Consider the following 20,783-nt stretch of genomic DNA (forward strand, 5'->3'; position numbering starts at 1 on the left):
ATTCGGCTTGCATTAATGTAAGCCGTTGTAGTTTAAAGATAATCCGTAGAAAATACGTACCTTTGCCTAAATTTAGAATACACGTACAGAATTATGGGAAATTTAGTAGCCATTGTTGGGCGTCCCAATGTTGGGAAATCGACTTTATTTAATCGTTTGACCCAAACTCGTCAGGCCATTGTTGATGAAACATCGGGAACGACACGCGACCGCCAATATGGAAAAGTAGAATGGGGTGGACACGAATTTTCGCTTGTGGATACAGGTGGATGGGTTGTCAACTCGGGTGATATATTTGAAGAAGAGATAAACAAGCAGGTATCTATTGCTATAGAAGAAGCTGATGTTATATTGTTTGTCCTTGATGTAATGAATGGTTTGACAGATTTGGATATGAGTGTCGCTAATATTTTGCGTCGTTCTAAAAAACCTGTTATAATTGTATCGAATAAAGCTGATAATTTCAATTTGCATCTCAATTCAGCAGAATTTTATTCAATAGGATTGGGAGACCCTATCAATATTTCGGCCATTAATGGTGCCGGAACAGGTGATCTGTTAGATCTCATTGTTTCGAAGTTTACGAAACAGTCTGAAGAAGAACCTCTTGAAGAGATTCCTCGTATAGCAATTGTTGGTCGTCCTAATGCGGGAAAATCATCAATGATCAATGCTTTAATCGGAGAGGAAAGAAATATAGTAACTAATGTTGCCGGAACAACGCGCGATTCGATCTATACGCGATTCGATAAGTTCAATATGGACTTTTATCTGGTAGATACAGCAGGTATTCGTAAAAAAGGAAAGGTAACGGAAGATCTTGAGTATTATTCGGTAATACGTTCTATTAAGGCAATCGAAAACTCAGATGTATGTATTCTTATGGTCGATGCTACGCAAGGAATCGAGAGTCAGGATATGAATATATTTTCGTTGATACAAAAAAATAGAAAAGGTCTTGTTGTTTGCGTTAATAAGTGGGATTTAGTTGAAAATAAAGAGCAAGTTGTAGTTAAAACTTTCGAGAAAGCAGTTCGCGATCGTTTGGCTCCTTTTGTCGATTTTCCGATTATATTTACATCAGCTCTGACAAAACAACGTATATTGAAGGTTTTGGAGACTGCTAAAGAAGTTTATGAGCGTAAAAAGACGAGAATACCTACCAATAAACTGAATGAAATCTTATTGCCAATTATTGAGCATACACCACCTCCTTCTAATAAAGGGAAGTATGTTAAGATAAAATACATAACTCAATTGCCTAATACGCAAGTTCCTACGTTTGTGTTTTTCTGTAACCTGCCACAGTGGGTAAAGGAGCCTTACAGACGTTTCTTGGAAAATCGTATTCGCGATCATTGGGATTTATCGGGTACGGCTATAAATATTATTATCAGAGAAAAATAATAAATACTTATATACAAGATAAAAGGGATTTCGTAAAGAGATCCCTTTCTTATTTTTATATGCTCGATATACCGCTAAAAAGACAATGTATTGCTATAAAATGCTTATTTTTGTAAATTAGGATTATACATTAACGATTTTGAAAAATTGATTATGAGTCAATCGACAATCAACATAAAAAACAAGCGGGCAACATTCGATTATGAATTGCTCGAATCTTTTACGGCAGGACTTGTACTTACCGGAACAGAGATTAAATCTATTCGCTTGGGTAAAGCCAGTCTTGTAGATACTTATTGTATATTGGAAAAAGGTGAATTGTGGGTACGTAATATGAATATTACGGAATATTTTTATGGTTCATATAACAATCATGCTGTTCGTCGTGATCGTAAGCTTTTGCTGAATAAAAAGGAACTACGCAAGATAGAGCGAATGGTAAAAGAAACCGGATTTACCATTGTGCCTACACGTATCTTTATTAATGATAGAGGCTTGGCTAAAATAAATATTGCTATTGCAAAAGGAAAAAAAACATATGATAAGCGTCAAACTCTTAGAGAAAAGGACGATAAGCGTATGATGGATAGAGCGATGAAGAATTAAGTATTTAAGAACACAGATAGTACCCGATTATAGAATAAAGTCATCGTAAATAAAATGAATGTAGTCTTGCAGTGTTGTAATAATTTGTATAACAAATTCTGTTCCGAACAAATACAAAAGTGGTTGCTACTCGCGACTGCATGCCTCGTTTTTATGTGTGTTTTTGTATTGAATACCCTGTATCCAATGTACTTTGATGATCGGATTTATAGTATTCTTAAACATGGGGATACTCTGAGATTTCCCGAAACTTTTATTAATATTCTAAAATACCAATATCATCATTACTTCGAATGGGGAGGAAGGACAGTTGCGCATACTATCCTTCAGGTACTACTTTTATTTGATCCTTTATGGCAAGATATCATAAACAGTATAGTGTTTGTTTCTTTTGTATTTTTATTGTATAAAATTTCTAATAAGAATAGAAGTAATAATCTTTTTGTATTCTTACTGATAGGCTTATCAATATTTTATTTCACACCTCGCTTTACGACAGATGTTTTATGGATGAGTGGGGCAGCCAACTATCTATGGACCACATTCATCATTTTTCTGTTTATTTATCCTTATTATATATATTCGATAGATAAAGAAACCAAAGAGAGTATATCTAAAACAATTTTCTTTTTACTGGGAGGTGTTATAGCCGGATGGACAAATGAAAATATGGGATCAACAATGGTCTTGATATTGGTAGCTTATTGTTTTTACTATAAAAGGAATAAACTGAAGGTTCCCAGATGGGCTATCTCTGGAATAATTGGAGCTTGTATTGGGTGCACTTTAATGATATTAGCTCCCGGCAATTTGGTACGTGCAGCATTAGAGCCTAAAATGATGGGTATGGATGCCTATAATCAATTACCTTTCTTCGATAGAATATTTACTAAAGTTGGTATTTTATTATCAACTCATTACATAGAGTTTATACTCCCGCTGGTAATTATATATTTAATATTGCTAATATTGTTTCTGTATAAAGAGAAGGAGAACAAAAACAGGAAAGCAGTGTTGTTTAATTCAGTATTGTTTTTTATAGCAGGAGAAGTAGCTTTATTTGTTACGATATTATCACCCATGTTTCCCATAAGAGCATATTTTGGAATTATTATTTTTAAGATAATATCAATATCTGTTTTGTATGCAAATATTTCGCTGAAGAGTGTTTTTTTTAGATTATCAAATATATTATTGTTTACTATACTGATTCTTACTTGTTCATTGTTGTATTATAGAACATATAATGCGTTGAGTTTATTTTCACGAACATATAATCAACGCGAAAAATCTATCATAGAACAAAAAGAAAAAGGGATTGAGGATATAGTTGTAACGACCAATAAGATCGCTTTAGATTATCAGTTTGAATATTTAGAGAATGTTATTCACTGGAGTGAATATTATCAAGTTCGTTCAATAAAACTAAGGTACGAAAACGAATAAATTAAGGTGTAAATTAAAATTATAATGAGCAAAATACAAGATATATTAAAAGAGAGAATTCTCATATTAGATGGTGCTATGGGTACCATGATACAACGTTACCAGCTAGTCGAAGAAGACTTTCGAGGGGAACGTTTCAAGGATTCAGCTACTTTGCTGAAGGGCAATAATGACTTACTTTGTCTTACCCGTTCTGATGTGATAGAGACAATTCATAGAGAATATTTGGATGCCGGAGCAGATATTATTGAAACTAATACTTTCAATGCGACTTCTATTTCGTTAGACGATTATCACATGGCTCATCTGGTACGGGAAATAAACGTTGCAGCAGCTAAACTAGCTCGTAAAGCTGCGAATGATTATACAAATAAAAATCCCGATAAACCTCGTTTCGTTGCAGGATCGATAGGACCGACAAATAAAACAGCTTCGATGAGTCCTAAGGTAGAAAATCCTATTTATAGAGCTGTTACATTCGACGATTTGCATCAGGCATATAAAGAGCAAATAGAAGGCTTGGTAGATGGTGGTGTAGACTTGCTGCTTATCGAAACTATATTTGATACATTAAATGCCAAGGCTGCACTCTTTGCTGCCGATGAGGTTCGTAAAGATCGTAATATAGATTTGCCTATAATGATTTCGGTAACTCTTACCGATAGAGGAGGTCGTACGCTATCCGGTCAGACAATAGGTGGATTTTTAGCTTCGATAAGTCATATTGATTATCTGTCTGTCGGTTTGAACTGTTCGTTCGGTGCCTCCGATATGAAACCATTTTTGAAAGAATTGGGTCGCCTTGCACCTAATTTTATATCGGCACATCCTAATGCCGGTTTGCCAAATCAATTCGGAGAATATGATGAGACTCCCGAGAAGATGGCAATGCAAATAAGAGAATATATTGACGAGGGATTGGTAAATATAGTAGGTGGATGTTGCGGTACTACCCCCGATCATATTGCTACTTATGTAGATATGGTAAGAAGAGCAGAGCCGCATAGACCGGCTCCCAAACCTAAATATATGTGGCTTTCGGGGCTGGAACTACTTGAAGCAACACCCGAAATCAATTTTATAAATATTGGTGAGCGTTGTAATGTAGCCGGTTCTCGCAAATTTCTTCGTTTAATCAAAGAAGAGAATTACGAAGAAGCTTTGACCATTGCCCATAAACAGGTAGAAGATGGTGCACAGATTCTCGATGTAAATATGGATGAAGGATTGCTCGATGGAGAGAAAGAAATGACCACTTTCCTCAATCTTGTGGCTTCTGATCCTGATGTGTCACGTATTCCTGTTATGATCGACTCATCTAAATGGTCGGTAATCGAAGCAGGATTGAAATGTGTACAGGGTAAAGCAGTCGTTAACTCGATCTCGCTTAAAGGTGGCGAAGAAGAATTTATGCGTCAGGCACGTTTGGTTTGCCAATATGGGGCAGCTGTTATTATAATGGCTTTCGACGAACAAGGACAAGCTGACCGTTTCGAGCGTAGAATAGAAATTTGTAAGCGAGCTTATGATCTGTTGGTGAATGATGGATTTAATTCGAACGATATAATATTCGACCCTAATATTTTAGCTATTGCCACAGGTATAGAAGAACACCGTGGTTATGCTGTTGATTTTCTGAATACAATCGATTGGATAAAGGCAAACTTACCTAATGCTAAAATAAGTGGAGGAGTAAGTAATCTTTCATTCTCATTCCGTGGAAATGACTATATACGGGAAGTGATGCATTCTATATTCTTGTATTACGCTATTCAGCGAGGAATGGATATGGGAATCGTTAACCCGGGACAATCAGTTATTTATGAAGATATCCCGACCGATTTAAGAAACTTAGTAGAAGATGTTATCTTTAATCGCAGACCTGAGTCTACAGATGAACTCATCGAATACGCCGAAAGAGTCAAGAATGAAAAAAACGGCAAAACAGAACAAAAGGTAGAAGAATGGCGTTCGTACGAATTGGATGAGCGTATTAAATATTCGTTGGTAAAAGGTATCAGTGACTATCTGGATGAAGATTTAGAAGAGGCGCTCAGGGTATATCCTATGGCTGTCGATATAATAGACAAGCCTTTGATGGCTGGAATGAACAAAGTAGGAGAACTGTTCGGTTCGGGTAAGATGTTCTTACCGCAAGTGGTGAAAACTGCCCGTACAATGAAACGTGCAGTCGCTATACTTCAACCGACATTGGAAGCACAAAAATCGTCTTCTGCCGGAAGTAATAAAGCAGGCAAGTTACTCATCGCAACAGTAAAGGGCGATGTGCATGATATTGGTAAGAATATCGTTTCTATTATTCTTGCGTGTAATAATTACGAGATTATCGATCTTGGAGTAATGACTCCGCCTGAGGTAATTATTCAAAAAATAAAAGAGGAAAATCCTGATATTGTTTGCCTTAGTGGACTGATAACCCCCTCGCTCGAAGAAATGAGTATTGTGGCTCACGAAATGGATAAGGCTGGTTTTACCATGCCTCTCATGATTGGTGGTGCTACTACATCGAAATTACATACTGCAATCAAGATAGAACCTAAATATAACAATGGAGCAGTAGTATATGTGAAAGATGCTTCGCAAGCTCCGTCTGCTGTAGCAAAACTGATTAATCCATCCACAAGGGTAGAATACATAAGCGAAGTACGACAAGAATATTCTTCGTTGAGAGACTCGGCTGGAGATAAGAAAATTGATCTATTGCCTTTTGCTAAAGTTGAACATAAAGGGATGAAAGTCGATTGGGTTACTTATAAGACTCCGACACCGAATGTCGAGGGTCGACAGGTATTGAAAAATATTACAATCGATGAGATTGTTCCGTATGTGGATTGGAAATTCTTCTTTCACTCATGGAATTTATCAGCACGTTATGCCACTATCGAAAATGTAGATGATTGCCCTTCGTGTCAGGCCGCGTGGCTTGCCACTTTCCCCGAGAGAGAAAGGGAAAAAGCGAATGAAGGTGCTCAATTATATAGGGATGCACGTTTGTTATTAGATCAGTTGATCTTCGATAAAGCAGATTATATTCGTGCTGTATTCGGCGTTTTTGAAGCATATAGCGATAATGAATCTTTGTATATCAACGATGTACGCTTCCCGATGCTTCGTCAACAAAAGAAGAACGATAAAGATGAATATCTATCTCTTTGCGATTTTGTTGCTCCCAAATCTTCAGGTAAGAAAGATTATGTAGGAGGCTTTACGGTAACAGCCGGAGCAGGTTCGGATGAGCTGTTGAATAAGTACGAGAAGGAAGGCGATGAATACCGTGTTCTTCTGCTTAAGTCCGTACTAGACCGTTTGGCAGAGGCTACAACAGAGTGGCTACATGCTAAAATAAGGAAAGAATATTGGGGGTTTGCTCCCGAAGAAAATCTAAGTGTAAATGATATGTTCACGCTTAAATATCAAGGTATTCGTCCCGCAGTAGGTTATCCGTCAATACCCGATCAGTCTATTAATTTTTTGTTGAATGATAATTTATTGCAATCAACCGAGATAGGAGTGGAGCTGACCGAAAATGGTGTTATGTTACCCAATGCTTCGGTGAGTGGTATAATTATTTCACATCCTCAGTCGAAATATTTTAATATAGGTAATATCTTGGAGGATCAGGCAGAAGCCTATATTGCCCGACGAGGTGAAGATGAAGGTCTTATTCGTAAATTTCTAAGTGCAAATCTTATTTAATATATAGATGGAATTTTTTGACTTACTGTCATATCCTTTCTTTCAAAATGCCTTGTTAGGTAGCCTTTTGGCGAGTATAGCATGTGGTATTATAGGCACGTACGTTGTTGTCCGCCGTTTGGTTTTTGTAAGTGGCGGTATTACGCATGCATCGATGGGTGGATTGGGGATAGGCTTCTTTTTCGGATGGAATCCTATTCTGTCGGCATTGATATTTTCTATCCTGTCTGCCTTTGGTATGGAATGGTTATCGTCCAGACAAGGCGTGCGCGAAGATTCGGCTATCGGAACATTCTGGTCGTTGGGTATGGCTATCGGTATTATTTTTATTTATCTTAAGCCGGGTTTTGCCCCTAATTTATCCGATTACCTTTTTGGAAACATATTGACGATAACATCTCTTGATATTACCTATCTGGCAATACTTTCGGTTATTTTACTCGTTGTTTTTGCTTTGTTCAGAAGGGAGATTATGTATGCGGCTTTCGATCCCGATTTTGCTAAGACACGTAATTTACCGGTCAATACGATCAAATACATTATGATGATGTTTATCGCTGTCACTATTGTATTATCTATCCGTTTGGTTGGTATCGTTCTTTTAATATCTATACTGACTGTACCTCAGATGACGGCTAATTTGTTTACATCCAACTTCGGTAAGATCGTTTTATTATCTGTTCTCATTGGATTCGTTGGTTGTATCTTAGGCTTATTCCTTTCGGTTGTTTTAGACGTACCATCGGGAGTGTTTATCATCTTTGTTCAGATAATTATATTCTTACTGTTGAGAGGAGTGATACGGCTTACTCAAAAGTCTAAACAAAGAGTAGGAGCATAGATGTAATAATTTACCGAATAGCTTTAAAATAAAAAACGCCTTACTCCGAAGAGTAGGGCGTTTCTATTATTATTATTAGTCCGTTTGACTATTCCATTTCTTTTAGTTTTTCATCAAGAGCTTCCACTTTCTTAGCAATCAAATCCATTTCGTTCTTAAGATTCTCAATCCGGTGATTTACATCTTTCAGTAAACTGTTCGCACCCTTAGATGATATAGATAAGAAACTGATATTGTTCTCATAAGTTTGAAGGTCCGATTTCAACTTATTATACTGATGCGATAGATAATCTCTTTCTTTATACAGCACTTTACGTGGATTGTCGTGCTTAGAAATATCTTTCATATTCGATTTGAAAGCTTCCATTCTACGTTCTGCCTTATCCATTTTCAAGCGGTCGTAATGAGCATCTACAGCCTGATGAAATTCTTTGTAAACTTTGTCTTTCTCTTTAAACGGAACAAATCCTATCTTATGCCATTCTTCTGATAATTCGCGAACTTTAGCAATCGCTTCAGAAGCCTCTAAAGAGTGTTCTATATTATTTATTTTCTCAATAATTTCTTTTTTAGTTGCCAGATTTTCTACCTCTTCTCCTTTGCTTGAAGAATCATTCTTTTTCTTTTGCTCAAAGAAGTAGTCACAAGCCGATACAAATTCTTTCCAGATAGCATCGGAGTATTTACGGGAAACAGTACCGATAGTTTTCCATTCTTTTTGAATAGAAATGAGTTCTTCTGCTGTTTTCTTCCACTCCACACTGTCTTTTAAAGCTTTGGCACGTTCACATAAAGCACGTTTCTTTTCAAGGTTGGAATCCATGTCCTCTTTAATACCTTTAAAGAATACACTTTTCTTTTCGAAGAAGGTATCGCATAAAGCTCTGAATTCTTCAAATATCTGAGTGTTTACTTTTTTAGGAACAAATCCGATAGTTTTCCACTTTGCCTGCAATTCTATTACTTCTTTGCTTTTCTCATCCCATTCTTTAAATGAAACTAAAGTAGAATAGTCGATTGCTTTTAAAGCATCACATATGGCGGTTTTCTGAATAAGATTTTCTTCTTCTTTTCCTTTCAAACCTTCGAAGTGAGATTGGTATAATTTATTAATGGCAGTCGATGCATCTTTGAAGCGAGTCCATAACTCTTCACGTAGTTCTTTCGCCACAGGACCAATTTCGCGCCATTGATCGTGGAAATTTTGCAATTGGTGAAAAGCAGAAACAGCATCAGCATCTTCAGCTAATTTTTCTACCGATTCGCAAAGTGTTTTTTTAAGTTCCAGATTTTTCTTGAAATCATAATCGCGAAACTCATTATTTATCTTTATCAGATCGTAAAACTTCTCTGAATATATCTGGTACGATTTCCACAGTTCTTTAACCTTAGCCTGTGGTACCAATGATATTTCATTCCATTGTTGTTGAAGATCTTTAAATTCTTTATACAGTTTATTGAAATCTTCCGAACTTTCGGTCAAGTTCTTTATTCCTTCTATTATCTGTAATTTTTTATTATAGTTCTCTTCTTTTTGTCTTTCTTCGTTAGCTACCTGACCAGCTCTTTTCTCTTTGATCTCTGCTAAAAATGTTTTTACAACATCTTCACTCGGGTCATTTTCTGGAGTAAAAGACTCAGCATCATTACCGGCTTCTAGGTAAGCTGCCTTTGCTGCTTCAATATCCGCTGATCTAAGTTTGTAATAAGCTTGTTTCAATGCTTCCACTTCTGTACGGTGAGGCACTTCTGTTTGAGCTGATAAGTTCTTCAGTTTTTCGATAATTTCTTCTTTTGTCAAAGCCTGATTCTTTGGCACAGAAGCCTCTGTAGTAATTTCCGGTTGCGTTGTCGTTGTCTCTTCTATCGTTTCAGTATTAGTAACATCGTCAGAGATATTTTCTACAGGCAGTTCCGGATTTAGGTTCTCATTCATAATTATTATTGTTTTAGGATGGAAGTTGCTCCCAAGTTTTTCACTATTACAAACTTAATGTTTTTTTTTGTTAACCATGACTATAAATATCAATCTTTTTACCGATTCGGGTATAAAACTGAAAATTATTTTCGGTTTTTCTCTTGCTGTTTACGTCTTTCGTTAGCTTCTTTTTCTTTCTGCTTACGGAGCTGTTCTCTGGCTTTCTCTTTTTCTTTACGCTCTTTTTCGAGCTCACGACGACGTTCCTCTTGCAAACGAATCTTTTCTTTACGCTCTGCTTCCCGTTGTTTAATGGCGTCTTGTTTTTCCTTTGCGATAGCCTTCGCCGTATTTTCTTTTTCCAGTTCGGCAGCTCTTTGTTGTTGAAGTTTCAATTTTTCAGCATTTTGGATAGAATCCTGAATTGCTTTTTCGGCGCTGTTAATTGAATCTTGTTTCGCTTTTTCAATAGCTTTCAATTCTTTTTGAAGGGCTTTTTCAATTCTTTGTTCTTCTTTTAATGCTGCTTTTTCTTCCTTCGTCAGTTTTTCTTTATTCTTGAATTTACCAAATAGGTTTTTGATACCGTCTACCGGGTTATTTACAATATCTTCAACCGATTCTAGCGCATCATTTATTTTCCCTGCTGCCTCCAACTGATCTTTAGTCAATAAGTCATCGGCATTTATATCTGTTTTATTTTTCTCCTCGTCTTTCTTTTGAGGTTGTTTATTATCTACTGGTTTTTCTTTGTTATTATCAGGAACGACTTTTATGTCTCCGCTGCTCAGTTTTTCTTCTATTGGTTCTACCAACGGTTTATCTGCCGGATACTCAAATTCATCATCTTCTGTTTCAATCATCTGTATTTCATGCGTTTTCCAGTAATTGATCAGATTAGGTAGCTGTTCACCGAAATGTTCAGCGAAGAATGTGATATATGCATCTAACCCTAGGCGTGGAAGCATGGTCGTATAATTCTCTACGGATATAGGAATCGCTACAATCGATGTGTCCATGTGATGGAAAAGTCCATCTTCTTCGAATGCTCTGTTTATATAAGAACGTATATTCGAGAATTTCTCAAAGCCTCTTATTTGAAGAGTTTCTGTTACTTTATCTGTCTCAAAATTCAGATCGAATGTCTGGATAACATAATTAGAGAAATTATAATCCGCTACTTGATATAGTAATTCATTTCGGTCTATCGAATTAGCTTTAAATCTAAGCAATAATAAATACTGTGTATTCAAAGAATCGGAATATTCTATTGTTTTACCATCTTCTCCCACCATCGTGCTGTCACTAAGGAACGCACGGCTCCAGTCCAGACTTCTTATCGGCGAACCGTTTGATAATAGTATTTGTCCATCTTTTATTCGACTGAGTATTTCTGTAGCCAATGGGGTGACATCAGCCTTAGGATATTTATCTATTAATTCTTTCAGATTATTACCTAAGTTGACAGCATCACGAGTTTGAGCATACGACAATGCATTCAAGAACGCAAACTTAGGCATAAGATCTCCAAACGGATACTTGTCCTGTATCGTATTATAGTTATCCCTTACTGTTTTAGTGTCAGTAGACAAATAAGCCTGATATGTAGCTTCATAAAGCGAATCTTGCAATGATGCCATGTGTCTGAAATTCCATTCATAATCAGGATCGGATAAAGGTCTTGCATACACTCCTTGCGGGAATTCAGTTAACAGTCGGGAGCGGTACGATGCCATCATATCGTGATTGCCTTGCTGCATATAAATAAGGAATAGCTGATAATAAATTTCTTCCAGATTAGGTGTATTCGGGAAACGCCTGATATCTGTTGTGAATGCATCGATTGCCAGATCCAAATCGCCCAATTTATATTTATATATCTTACCCATATTGAAAAGTGCATTCTCAATAAGATCGTTCGACTCTTTTATAGCCTTTTCTGTGAACGGAAGTTGCTGCAAATAATAGTCAACCGAATAGATGTCTTGGTTTGTAGCCTTTGTCTCAATGCTATTATTGTCTTCTGCTATCTTTGGCTGATCATCTACTGGTGCATCCTCGTCAGGTTCGTCCATATCAGCAAAAGATGACGCCGCTTTATTGCGCCTGCGCCAATCATCTTCCAGCTTACGATTGCCCCATTGATTTTGAAAAGTTATTTTACCTTGTTCCACTGTTTGTGGATTGTAGAAATAGAAAGATGTAACATCCCCCTGCTGACCAAAATTGGCAGCTTGCTGCTGTTGTTGTGCTGGAGGTGTCGGATTATTGTTTTGGAATAAACTTTCGCGTTCGAGATCATCCCAACTCGAAATCCGTTCGTTGCGTTCTTCTTGGAGTTTTTCGAGTTCCTCAGCTTTTATCTTTTCGGCCTCTGCTTTCTTCAGACCTTCTATTTTTTTGTTGATTATGTCCAGGCGTTCCGTTTCGGGCAATTGAGCAAGGTGTTGAAGGCTGTCTTGTTCGTGTAATACTTTTGCGTGTACTACCAATTCGTCTAATACAGATGAACGAAGTGCTACTCTAGCATAATCAGAATGTGTTTTTTTCAATTGACTCAAAGCATCTGCATAAAATGGCTGTGCTGAAATAAATTCCCGCTGATTATAATACAGATCGCCCAGTGTAACCTGAGCAATCGCTTTGTCGTATCCGTTGCGCTTACTTTTTTCTATTGCTTTTCGGTAATTTTCTATTGCTTTTGTGGTATCCTGCTGTTGCAAATAAGTATTACCTATAGTAAAGTATATTTGATCGAGATAATCTTCATTTTTTGAACTCCTTGCCATTTTGTCCAATCGGGCTACCGTTTCTTTCGTACTTAGCTCAGATAGTTCCATTTGACGAAGTTCTGCATTGAATACATATCTGTATGGTGTACTTAACCCTTTTACAGATAGGAAAGCCAGATTTGCATTAGTTTTATCTCCTAACTTGGTATAGATTTGTCCCAAAAGATACCTCATTCTCATTTTTTGAGTGCGGTCTCTTTCTTTGTCAATAGCATAAATGAGATGAGGAATAGCCTCTTCAAATTCATTATTGCGAACCAAATAATTTGCCTTTACCGCTGCATATAGTCCTCTGTGTTTCTCGGGAGGTCCGCCTGCGAGTTCCATTTTATGTAATACATTTGCCGCTTCATACATCCAGCCCATCTCAGTATATGCGCGGGCTATCCACAAACGGCATTCACCTACAATCTCAGGATTTGTACTATATATTTTAGTGATATACAGAAAGGTAGTGATAGAACGTAAATAATCTCCATCCTGAAATTCGGCTTTAGCTAACAGCAGCCATGTGTTTTGCAGAAATGGATTGAATTCTTTTTGTTGTAACCATGCCTGATAACGGACATCATTCCGACGATTAGGATTACGAGATGGTTTCGTCTTTATAGAATGTAGTTTTATTGCGGTAGTCGTTTTATCAATTGTAGTAGTGAAACTGCCGGAACCTTCTTGTTTCGTTGTATCCGAATTGTCGGGGAATATATTGAGTATCTGCGATAAATTATCGTTTCTGCTGTTGTTTTTTGCTTTGAGTGCTTCTTTATACGCCTCTTCGGCATTGAAGTGTATATTGTAACGTGTATTGATGGAATGGTATGCACGTGTAACAGTCGTATTCTTTTTGTTTGAACACGACGAATATAGAAAAATGAACAATACGCTGATTATGAGTAATAGCGCATTTATTTTTTTATGATGTAACACCTATAATCAAGCAGATAATATATATAATATAAAACACAAAAATAACTAATTTATTGCTTCTTACTCATATCGTAACTAAAAAGGTGCAAATTAGTTGAATTAATTCAATAAATTCGGAATGGTTTGATTTATAATATCTATTTTTAGCTGTTAGAGAGGCTTTTGCTCATTCTAAACTTCAAATCTGAAAATTTTAGACAAATTCTTAGATTTTACTTACATTTGTACACTTTAGTTTGTTATAAATGTAAGTCAAGAGTAAAAGGCTTTTCATTGCTTCTGTAAGTGACTGTATTTCTATTTACACTTATTTGAATATAGTTTACTTGAAGAGGAGGTATTGTATTAACAAACTGTTTAATAACGTATTCAATATGAATGACAATAAATTTCTGACACTCATCAAAGATGGGATTATCGATAATTGGGACAGGCCTGCGCTAACTGATTATAATGGAGATACATATTTGTATAAAGATTTTGCCCGCGAAATAGCAAAGTTACATATACTGTTCGATACTCTTGATATTAAAAAAGGAGACAAAATTGCTGTTTGTGGACGTAACTCTGCAAATTGGGCAATATCTTTTTTTGCATCACTTGGTTATGGAGCTATTATAACAACTATTCTACATGAGTTTAGTGGCGAAAGTGTTCATAATATAGTGAATCATTCCGATGCTAAAATACTCTTTGTCGGTGAATCGGTGTGGGCAAAACTCGATCCGGTAGAAATGCCTGCGCTCGAGACTATTATGATGATTGACGACTTTGAAGTACTAAAAGCACGTAATAAAGAATTTCTTGCTACTTATGCTGAATGGGAAATAGCATTTAAGGAGAAGTATCCAAATGGATATTCTAAATCTGATGTGACCTTTCACGATGAGGAACCTGAAGAAATGGCTGTGTTGAACTATACATCAGGCACAACAAGTAGTCCCAAAGGGGTGATGATACCTTATCGTAGCCTTTGGTCTAATACTCGCTATGCAATAGATAATATCCAATTTGTAAAGGCGGGAGACGGAATTGTGTGTATGTTGCCTATGGCACATATGTATGGACTAGCTTTCGAAGTACTATTGTCGATAGCTAAAGGTTCTCATATTCACTTCTTAACACGTGTGCCTTCACCACAGATTATACTGGATGCTTTTTCGAAAGTGAATCCTACTCTCGTTTTAGCTGTACCATTGATTATCGAAAAGATAATTCAAAATAAAGTATTCGTCGAATTGAATAAGCAGCCTGTAAAAACGTTGCGCAAGATACCATTTTTCAGAAAGAAAATATATGCAAAAGTAGCAGAAAAACTTATGCCTATATTCGGGAACAAATTAGAGGAAGTTGTTATCGGTGGAGCTGCTCTTAATAAAGAGGTAGGGCAATTTTTGTCTGATATTAAGTTTCCATATACAGTGGGCTATGGCATGACAGAATGCGGTCCGTTGATTACTTACGAATATTGGAAGACATACAAGCCGGGATCTTGTGGACGTGCAGTAGACAGGATGAAAGTGTGGGTGGACTCGCCTAATCCGCAAACAGAGATAGGCGAAATAGTAGTAAGAGGAGAGAATGTGATGCTTGGCTACTATAAAAATCCTGATGCAACAAAAGCTGTGTTAGATAGCAATGGCTGGCTGAAAACAGGTGATATTGGTATCGTTGATAATGAGGGGTTTGTATATATAAAAGGACGCAGTAAAACAATGATTCTTAGTTCGTCGGGACAAAATATATATCCGGAAGAGATAGAAGACTTTTTCAATAATTCTCCTTATGTCGGAGAATCGCTCATAATAGAAGAGAATGGTAAATTAATAGCTCTTATTTATCCTGATAAAGATTATATGACAAGGAATGATTTGAAAGAGAAGGATTATTCCAATATCTTTGTGTCCGAATTGAAAACAATAAACAAACGATTACCTAATTATAGTCAGGTAACGAATTTCAGACTACAAGATCAGGAATTTGAAAAGACACCAAAACGAAGTATCAAACGCTTTTTATATCAAAAATAATATTTAATTATGCTCTTATCATATCGCTTTTCGGAGTTAGAATCAATTAAACTAAATCAGTTATTTAACAATGAAAATGCAAAACTTGTCGTAACAGAAGCATATGGAAATACCATGTGGGGAATTATTTCTATGACGACCGTTAGAGTCGATGTTATAAATGAAGTAACAGGTAATAAAATATCTAAAAGCCAATGGGATAGCGAAACTCTAAAGTTAGCTACTCAAAAGAAATCAGAGCATCGACCGTCATTTTTTCAGCGGGGAGGTAAACTCATTTTAATTGTAGTTATCATTTTATCTGTTTTGGGATTTGTTTTTGCTCAAATGGTTTTTGACCACAAGAAGACAGGTACAGATGCAATAGAAAACTATGCGAAAGCTTATGATAAAGAAATCCAAGCATCGTGGATAAATTCATTAGTTGAAGGAGATTTCGTACTAGCAAATAAAGAATATAGCGATCCTGTACAAGTTTACAGGGTAAAGAGTTTCACTGATAGTACAGTTGTACTAGAGGCACTCAATCAATTTATACCTCTTGGTGAATATGAAGAATTAGATAAATTGAATAATTTAACACTAGGAAATACAACTGTATTGGAAGAAGTAGTAATGGAACGCAAATCTTTCAGAGATGGTATTTTATATGACTTGTCAGTAGATTCTAGCCTAAGCAATAAATATATAAAACAAATTAAGAAAAAATAAGGAAATATGTCGGACGATAAGAAAATTATATTTTCGATGGTTGGGGTAAGCAAAACTTATCCTCCACAAAAACAAGTATTAAAAAACATCTATCTCTCATTTTTCTATGGTGCTAAAATCGGTATCATAGGTTTGAATGGTTCAGGAAAATCGAGCCTCCTGAAAATTATTGCCGGAATAGAAAAAGAATTTCAAGGCGAAGTTGTATCAGATAAAACATTTTCGGTAGGTTATCTGGAGCAAGATCCGAAATTAGATCCGACAAAAACAGTAAAAGAAATTGTACAGGAAGGTGTACAACCAATAATGGATACCCTCAAAGAATATGAGGAAATAAATGAATTGTTCGGATTGCCCGAAAACTATGAAGATGCTGACAAGATGGACAAACTCCTTGCCCGTCAGGCAGAACTTCAAGACAAAATAGACGCTACCGATGCTTGGAACATAGATAGTAAACTGGAGCGTGCGATGGATGCCCTCCGTTGTCCGCCGGAAGATCAATTAGCTGCAAATCTATCGGGAGGGGAAGCTCGTCGTGTTGCATTATGTCGCTTATTGCTTCAAGAACCGGATGTATTGTTGCTCGATGAGCCGACTAACCACTTGGATGCTGAATCGATTGACTGGTTAGAGCAACATTTACAACAATATGCGGGAACAGTTATCTGTATTACGCATGACCGTTATTTCCTTGATCATGTGGCAGGATGGATTCTTGAACTAGACAGAGGTGAAGGTATTCCTTGGAAAGGAAACTATACTTCGTGGCTGGAGCAAAAGACTAAGCGTATGGAGCAGGAAGAAAAGCAAGCCAGCAAACGCCGCAAGACACTCGAACGCGAGTTGGATTGGGTGAGAATGGCTCCTAAAGCCCGTCAGGCAAAAGGTCGTGCCCGTCTGAATGAGTATGAAAAATTATTGAACTCCGATCAAAAAGAACGTGAAGAGAAACTCGAGATATTTATCCCTAACGGTCCTCGTTTGGGTAATAAGGTAATCGAAGCACATGGTGTTAGTAAAGCCTTTGGAGATAAATTACTATTCGATAATTTAGAATTTATGCTTCCACCATCGGGTATTGTTGGTATTATTGGGCCGAATGGAGCCGGTAAAACAACCTTGTTCCGCCTTATACAAGGATTGGAAACTGCCGATAAAGGAACCTTTGAGGTGGGCGAAACTGTAAAGATTGGTTATGTAGATCAATCGCATACTGATATTGATCCTAACAAAACAGTATATCAGGTAATATCGGGAGGTACTGAATTTGTACGTGTCGGTGGAAAAGAAATTAACGCTCGTGCTTATCTTTCCCGCTTCAACTTTGCAGGTGGAGATCAGGAAAAACTTTGTGGTGTGCTATCAGGTGGTGAACGTAATCGCTTACATTTGGCTTTAACTCTGAAATCGGAGGCAAATGTGCTCTTACTCGATGAGCCGACCAATGATATTGACGTAAATACACTACGTGCTTTGGAAGAAGGTCTTGAAAATTTCGCAGGATGTGCTGTTGTGATTTCCCATGACCGTTGGTTCTTAGATCGTATTTGTACACATATACTGGCATTCGAAGGAAACTCGGAAGTATTTTATTTCGAAGGTGGTTATAGTGATTACGAAGAAAACAAAAAAGCTCGTTTGGGTAATGTAGAACCGAAGCGTATACGTTATCGCAAATTGATGAATTAATTGATAATAATTCTTTATTGTCAAAACAAATCAAGAGTAAACTCGTTATTTACATGGGGTTTACTCTTGATTTCGTAATAAATGCCTAAGGGCTACAATTACAATAATTTAATTAATGAATAAAACGTTACTATACAATATTATCAATAAAAAAGCTGGTATATTTCTTATATTCTTCTTTACTTCATGCACCTATACCCTTGCACAAAATGTCACATCTATCAGGGGAATTATAAAAGACTCCCTGACTCTCGAAACATTGCCGTTTGTTACTATTCAGTTTGAAAATACTACTAATGGCGTTTTTTCAGATAATGATGGGGAATTTAAATTGAGTAACAGGAATAACAATACTGTTGTCGTAGCTTCTTTTATAGGATATAAAACGAAGAAATTTACAATTCCGGCAGGGAAAGCAACCGTGCAGGATATATTTTTAGAACCCGAAGACTTAGCTTTACAGGAAGTAATTGTACGTCCTAAAAAAGAAAAATATTCCAAAAAAGATAATCCTGCTGTCGAATTAATCAAGAAGGTTATAGCACATAAGCATGATAATAATATAACATCAGAAGAATATTATCAGTACAATGAGTATGAGCGGATATTCTTTGCCCTGAACGATTTTAAACCTGAACAATCTCAATTCAAAAGATATAAGTTTTTACCCAATTATATTGATACATCTATTATTGATAATAAACCGATCTTACCATTCTCTTTACGTGAAAAAACATCGGAAAACCATTACCGTAAAGAACCGAAGACAAATAAGAAAATAGTTAAAGGATATCACATAGAGGGAATAGACAAGGTAATAGACACAGAGGGTATAGATGCTATTATAGCCGAGACATTCAAAGATGTATCGATCTATGATAATTCTATAACTCTTCTCTATCATAGTTTTATTAGCCCATTGAGTGAACATAGTTCCGTTAATTTCTACAAATGGTATCTGAACGATACTGTTTATATTGACGGGCAAAAGGTTATAAACCTGTCTTTTGCCCCATTCAATTCGAGAGATATAGGATTCACCGGAACGCTTTATATTACAGCAGACAGTACCTATGCCGTGAAAAGAGCTATATTGAGAACTCCTAAAAAAATGAATATCAACTTTGTGGAAGAGTTGGTTATTGAACACGATTTTATACAGACGGAATCTGGTAAATGGGTGCCACACGAACAACGTATGGCAATGGACTTATCGATGCTTGATGCAGTAAAATTCTATGTAGACAAGACCCAGACACTAAGTGATTTCGAATTTGGGGTAGCACCGGATTCGGTATATAATTTAGAAGCGCCTGTTAGCTTCGAAAAAGATTATCTGAAACGCCCAAAAGAATTCTGGTCAGAAAATCGTCCGGAGAATCATCAGAAAGATTATCGTATGGATATGATGATGGATGACATGAACAAAGTTTTTCTATTCAGAGTATTGTTGAATGCTGGTAATATAATCTCGACGGGCTATGTACAAACATCAAAAGTTCCCGAGCTTAATAAAATTGAGATAGGAACTGTACCAACTCTTTATAGTTATAATCCGGTTGAGGGTAATCGTTTCCGCTTAACAGCAACAACGACAAAATACTTTCATCCCAATTTATTTTTGTATGGCTATGGAGCTTATGGAACACGCGACGGTCGATTCAAATATTATGGTGAAGCTACATGGGCGTTCAATGAAGTAGAAAAACATAAAAATGAATATCCACAGAATAATCTGACAGTTGCTTATAAATATGATATGAATAATCTTGGTCAGCGATTTTTACAGGCTGAACGAGATAATATATTAATGTCCATCAGACCGTCTAGAAATGAGAAATTGACTTATAACAGGCAAATGCAGGTATCTTATAATAGAGAATATCACAATGGTTTTTCATTCAATTTATCAACTCAATTATCAGACGAGAGTCCGGCAGGGAATCTATTGTTTGAGAAGATCGACGAATTGGGCAATAAATACTCTGTAAGCAATATTCAGATAACGGAAACATCCCTTGCATTACGTTATGCTCCAAATGAAAAGTTCTTTCAACAACGAAGAAAGAGGTTTGCGATTCCTTCTGAGAAATTCGTAATAAATTTGTCACATGCTATTGCTTTGAAAGATGTTTTAGGAGGTCAATACGATTATAATAAAACATCATTCTCTATTCTTAAAGAAAAATGGGTTTCTCCATTTGGAAAACTCACCTTCTCTGCTCAAGCCGAGAAAATATGGGGCGAAATACCTTTTCCTTTATTGATTACACCAAGTGCCAACAACTCGTATACGATACAGAAAGGAAGTTTCTATATGATCAATCCTTTAGAGTTCGTTCACGATTCTCAGGTTACATGGGAGATCTACTACCACATGGGTGGGTGGCTTTTCAATCGTATACCTTTTATTAAGGTACTCAAATGGAGAGAAGTAGCAGGGTTCCGTGGATTCTATGGGGAATTAAGCAAAAGAAATAACCCTACATACAATCACGACTTGCTGATATTACCTCAAACAACTTATACAACGAGTAATACGCCATATATGGAGTATAATGTGGGTATAGAGAATATTTTCAAATTTTTCCGTATCGATTATGTCCGCCGTCTTAACTATTTGGATCATCCGGATATCAGTAAAGATGGATTTCGTATATCATTCGATATGACTTTCTAAGAATACAAAAGGGACA

The 20,783-nt window shown here is 36.5% G+C and carries 11 protein-coding genes; 9 read left to right on the forward strand and 2 right to left on the reverse strand.

Translation table 11 applies throughout. From position 1 onward, the window contains the following. The first annotated feature begins 93 nt into the window (after positions 1-93). The 5 genes from der (at position 94) to G7Y56_RS04965 (ending at position 8,017) form a co-directional block, all read left to right on the forward strand. On the forward strand, positions 94-1,407 hold the full coding sequence (gene der / locus G7Y56_RS04945; RefSeq protein ID WP_165041584.1) for a ribosome biogenesis GTPase Der: 1,314 nt from the start codon (positions 94-96) through the stop codon (positions 1,405-1,407). Between the two features lie 153 nt (positions 1,408-1,560). After that, complete coding sequence (gene smpB, locus G7Y56_RS04950; protein WP_165041587.1) at positions 1,561-2,013, forward strand: SsrA-binding protein SmpB; 453 nt, start codon at positions 1,561-1,563, stop codon at positions 2,011-2,013. 54 nt (positions 2,014-2,067) lie between these two features. After that, positions 2,068-3,459 carry a DUF6056 family protein gene (locus G7Y56_RS04955; RefSeq protein WP_255498645.1) on the forward strand — a complete coding sequence of 464 codons (1,392 nt, stop codon included), beginning with the start codon at positions 2,068-2,070 and terminating at the stop codon, positions 3,457-3,459. A 24-nt stretch (positions 3,460-3,483) separates the two neighbouring features. After that, positions 3,484-7,176, forward strand: coding sequence for a methionine synthase (metH, locus tag G7Y56_RS04960; protein WP_165041591.1), 3,693 nt, complete (start codon positions 3,484-3,486; stop codon positions 7,174-7,176). A gap of 7 nt (positions 7,177-7,183) precedes the next feature. After that, positions 7,184-8,017, forward strand: a complete 834-nt coding sequence (locus G7Y56_RS04965; RefSeq protein ID WP_165041593.1) for a metal ABC transporter permease — start codon at positions 7,184-7,186, stop codon at positions 8,015-8,017. A gap of 88 nt (positions 8,018-8,105) precedes the next feature. Here G7Y56_RS04965 and G7Y56_RS04970 read toward each other — a convergent pair whose 3' ends face one another. Together G7Y56_RS04970 and G7Y56_RS04975 are read right to left on the reverse strand one after the other, a co-directional pair. After that, positions 8,106-9,953 carry a DUF349 domain-containing protein gene (locus G7Y56_RS04970; protein ID WP_165041595.1) on the reverse strand — a complete coding sequence of 616 codons (1,848 nt, stop codon included), beginning with the start codon at positions 9,951-9,953 and terminating at the stop codon, positions 8,106-8,108. 125 nt (positions 9,954-10,078) lie between these two features. Continuing rightward, positions 10,079-13,606, reverse strand: a complete 3,528-nt coding sequence (locus G7Y56_RS04975) for a tetratricopeptide repeat protein (protein ID WP_255498646.1) — start codon at positions 13,604-13,606, stop codon at positions 10,079-10,081. A 422-nt stretch (positions 13,607-14,028) separates the two neighbouring features. Between G7Y56_RS04975 and G7Y56_RS04980 the strand changes: the two genes are divergently transcribed. From G7Y56_RS04980 to G7Y56_RS04995, 4 genes are all read left to right on the forward strand, one after another. After that, a complete protein-coding gene (locus tag G7Y56_RS04980; protein ID WP_165041599.1) occupies positions 14,029-15,684 on the forward strand; it encodes an AMP-binding protein in 1,656 nt (551 codons plus the stop codon). Between the two features lie 9 nt (positions 15,685-15,693). Beyond that, the gene (locus G7Y56_RS04985; RefSeq protein WP_165041601.1) at positions 15,694-16,395 is read left to right on the forward strand and encodes a hypothetical protein; all 702 of its coding nucleotides are present in this window, start codon (positions 15,694-15,696) and stop codon (positions 16,393-16,395) included. A gap of 6 nt (positions 16,396-16,401) precedes the next feature. Further along, entirely contained in the window at positions 16,402-18,087 is a 1,686-nt protein-coding gene (ettA, locus tag G7Y56_RS04990) for an energy-dependent translational throttle protein EttA (RefSeq protein WP_165021316.1), read from the forward strand. Positions 18,088-18,202: 115 nt separating this feature from the next. Further along, positions 18,203-20,767 carry a DUF5686 and carboxypeptidase-like regulatory domain-containing protein gene (locus G7Y56_RS04995; RefSeq protein WP_165041603.1) on the forward strand — a complete coding sequence of 855 codons (2,565 nt, stop codon included), beginning with the start codon at positions 18,203-18,205 and terminating at the stop codon, positions 20,765-20,767. Positions 20,768-20,783 lie beyond the last annotated feature (16 nt).

The organism is Dysgonomonas sp. ZJ709, from assembly GCF_011039195.1.
In the GTDB taxonomy this organism is placed as follows: Bacteria; Bacteroidota; Bacteroidia; order Bacteroidales; family Dysgonomonadaceae; genus Dysgonomonas.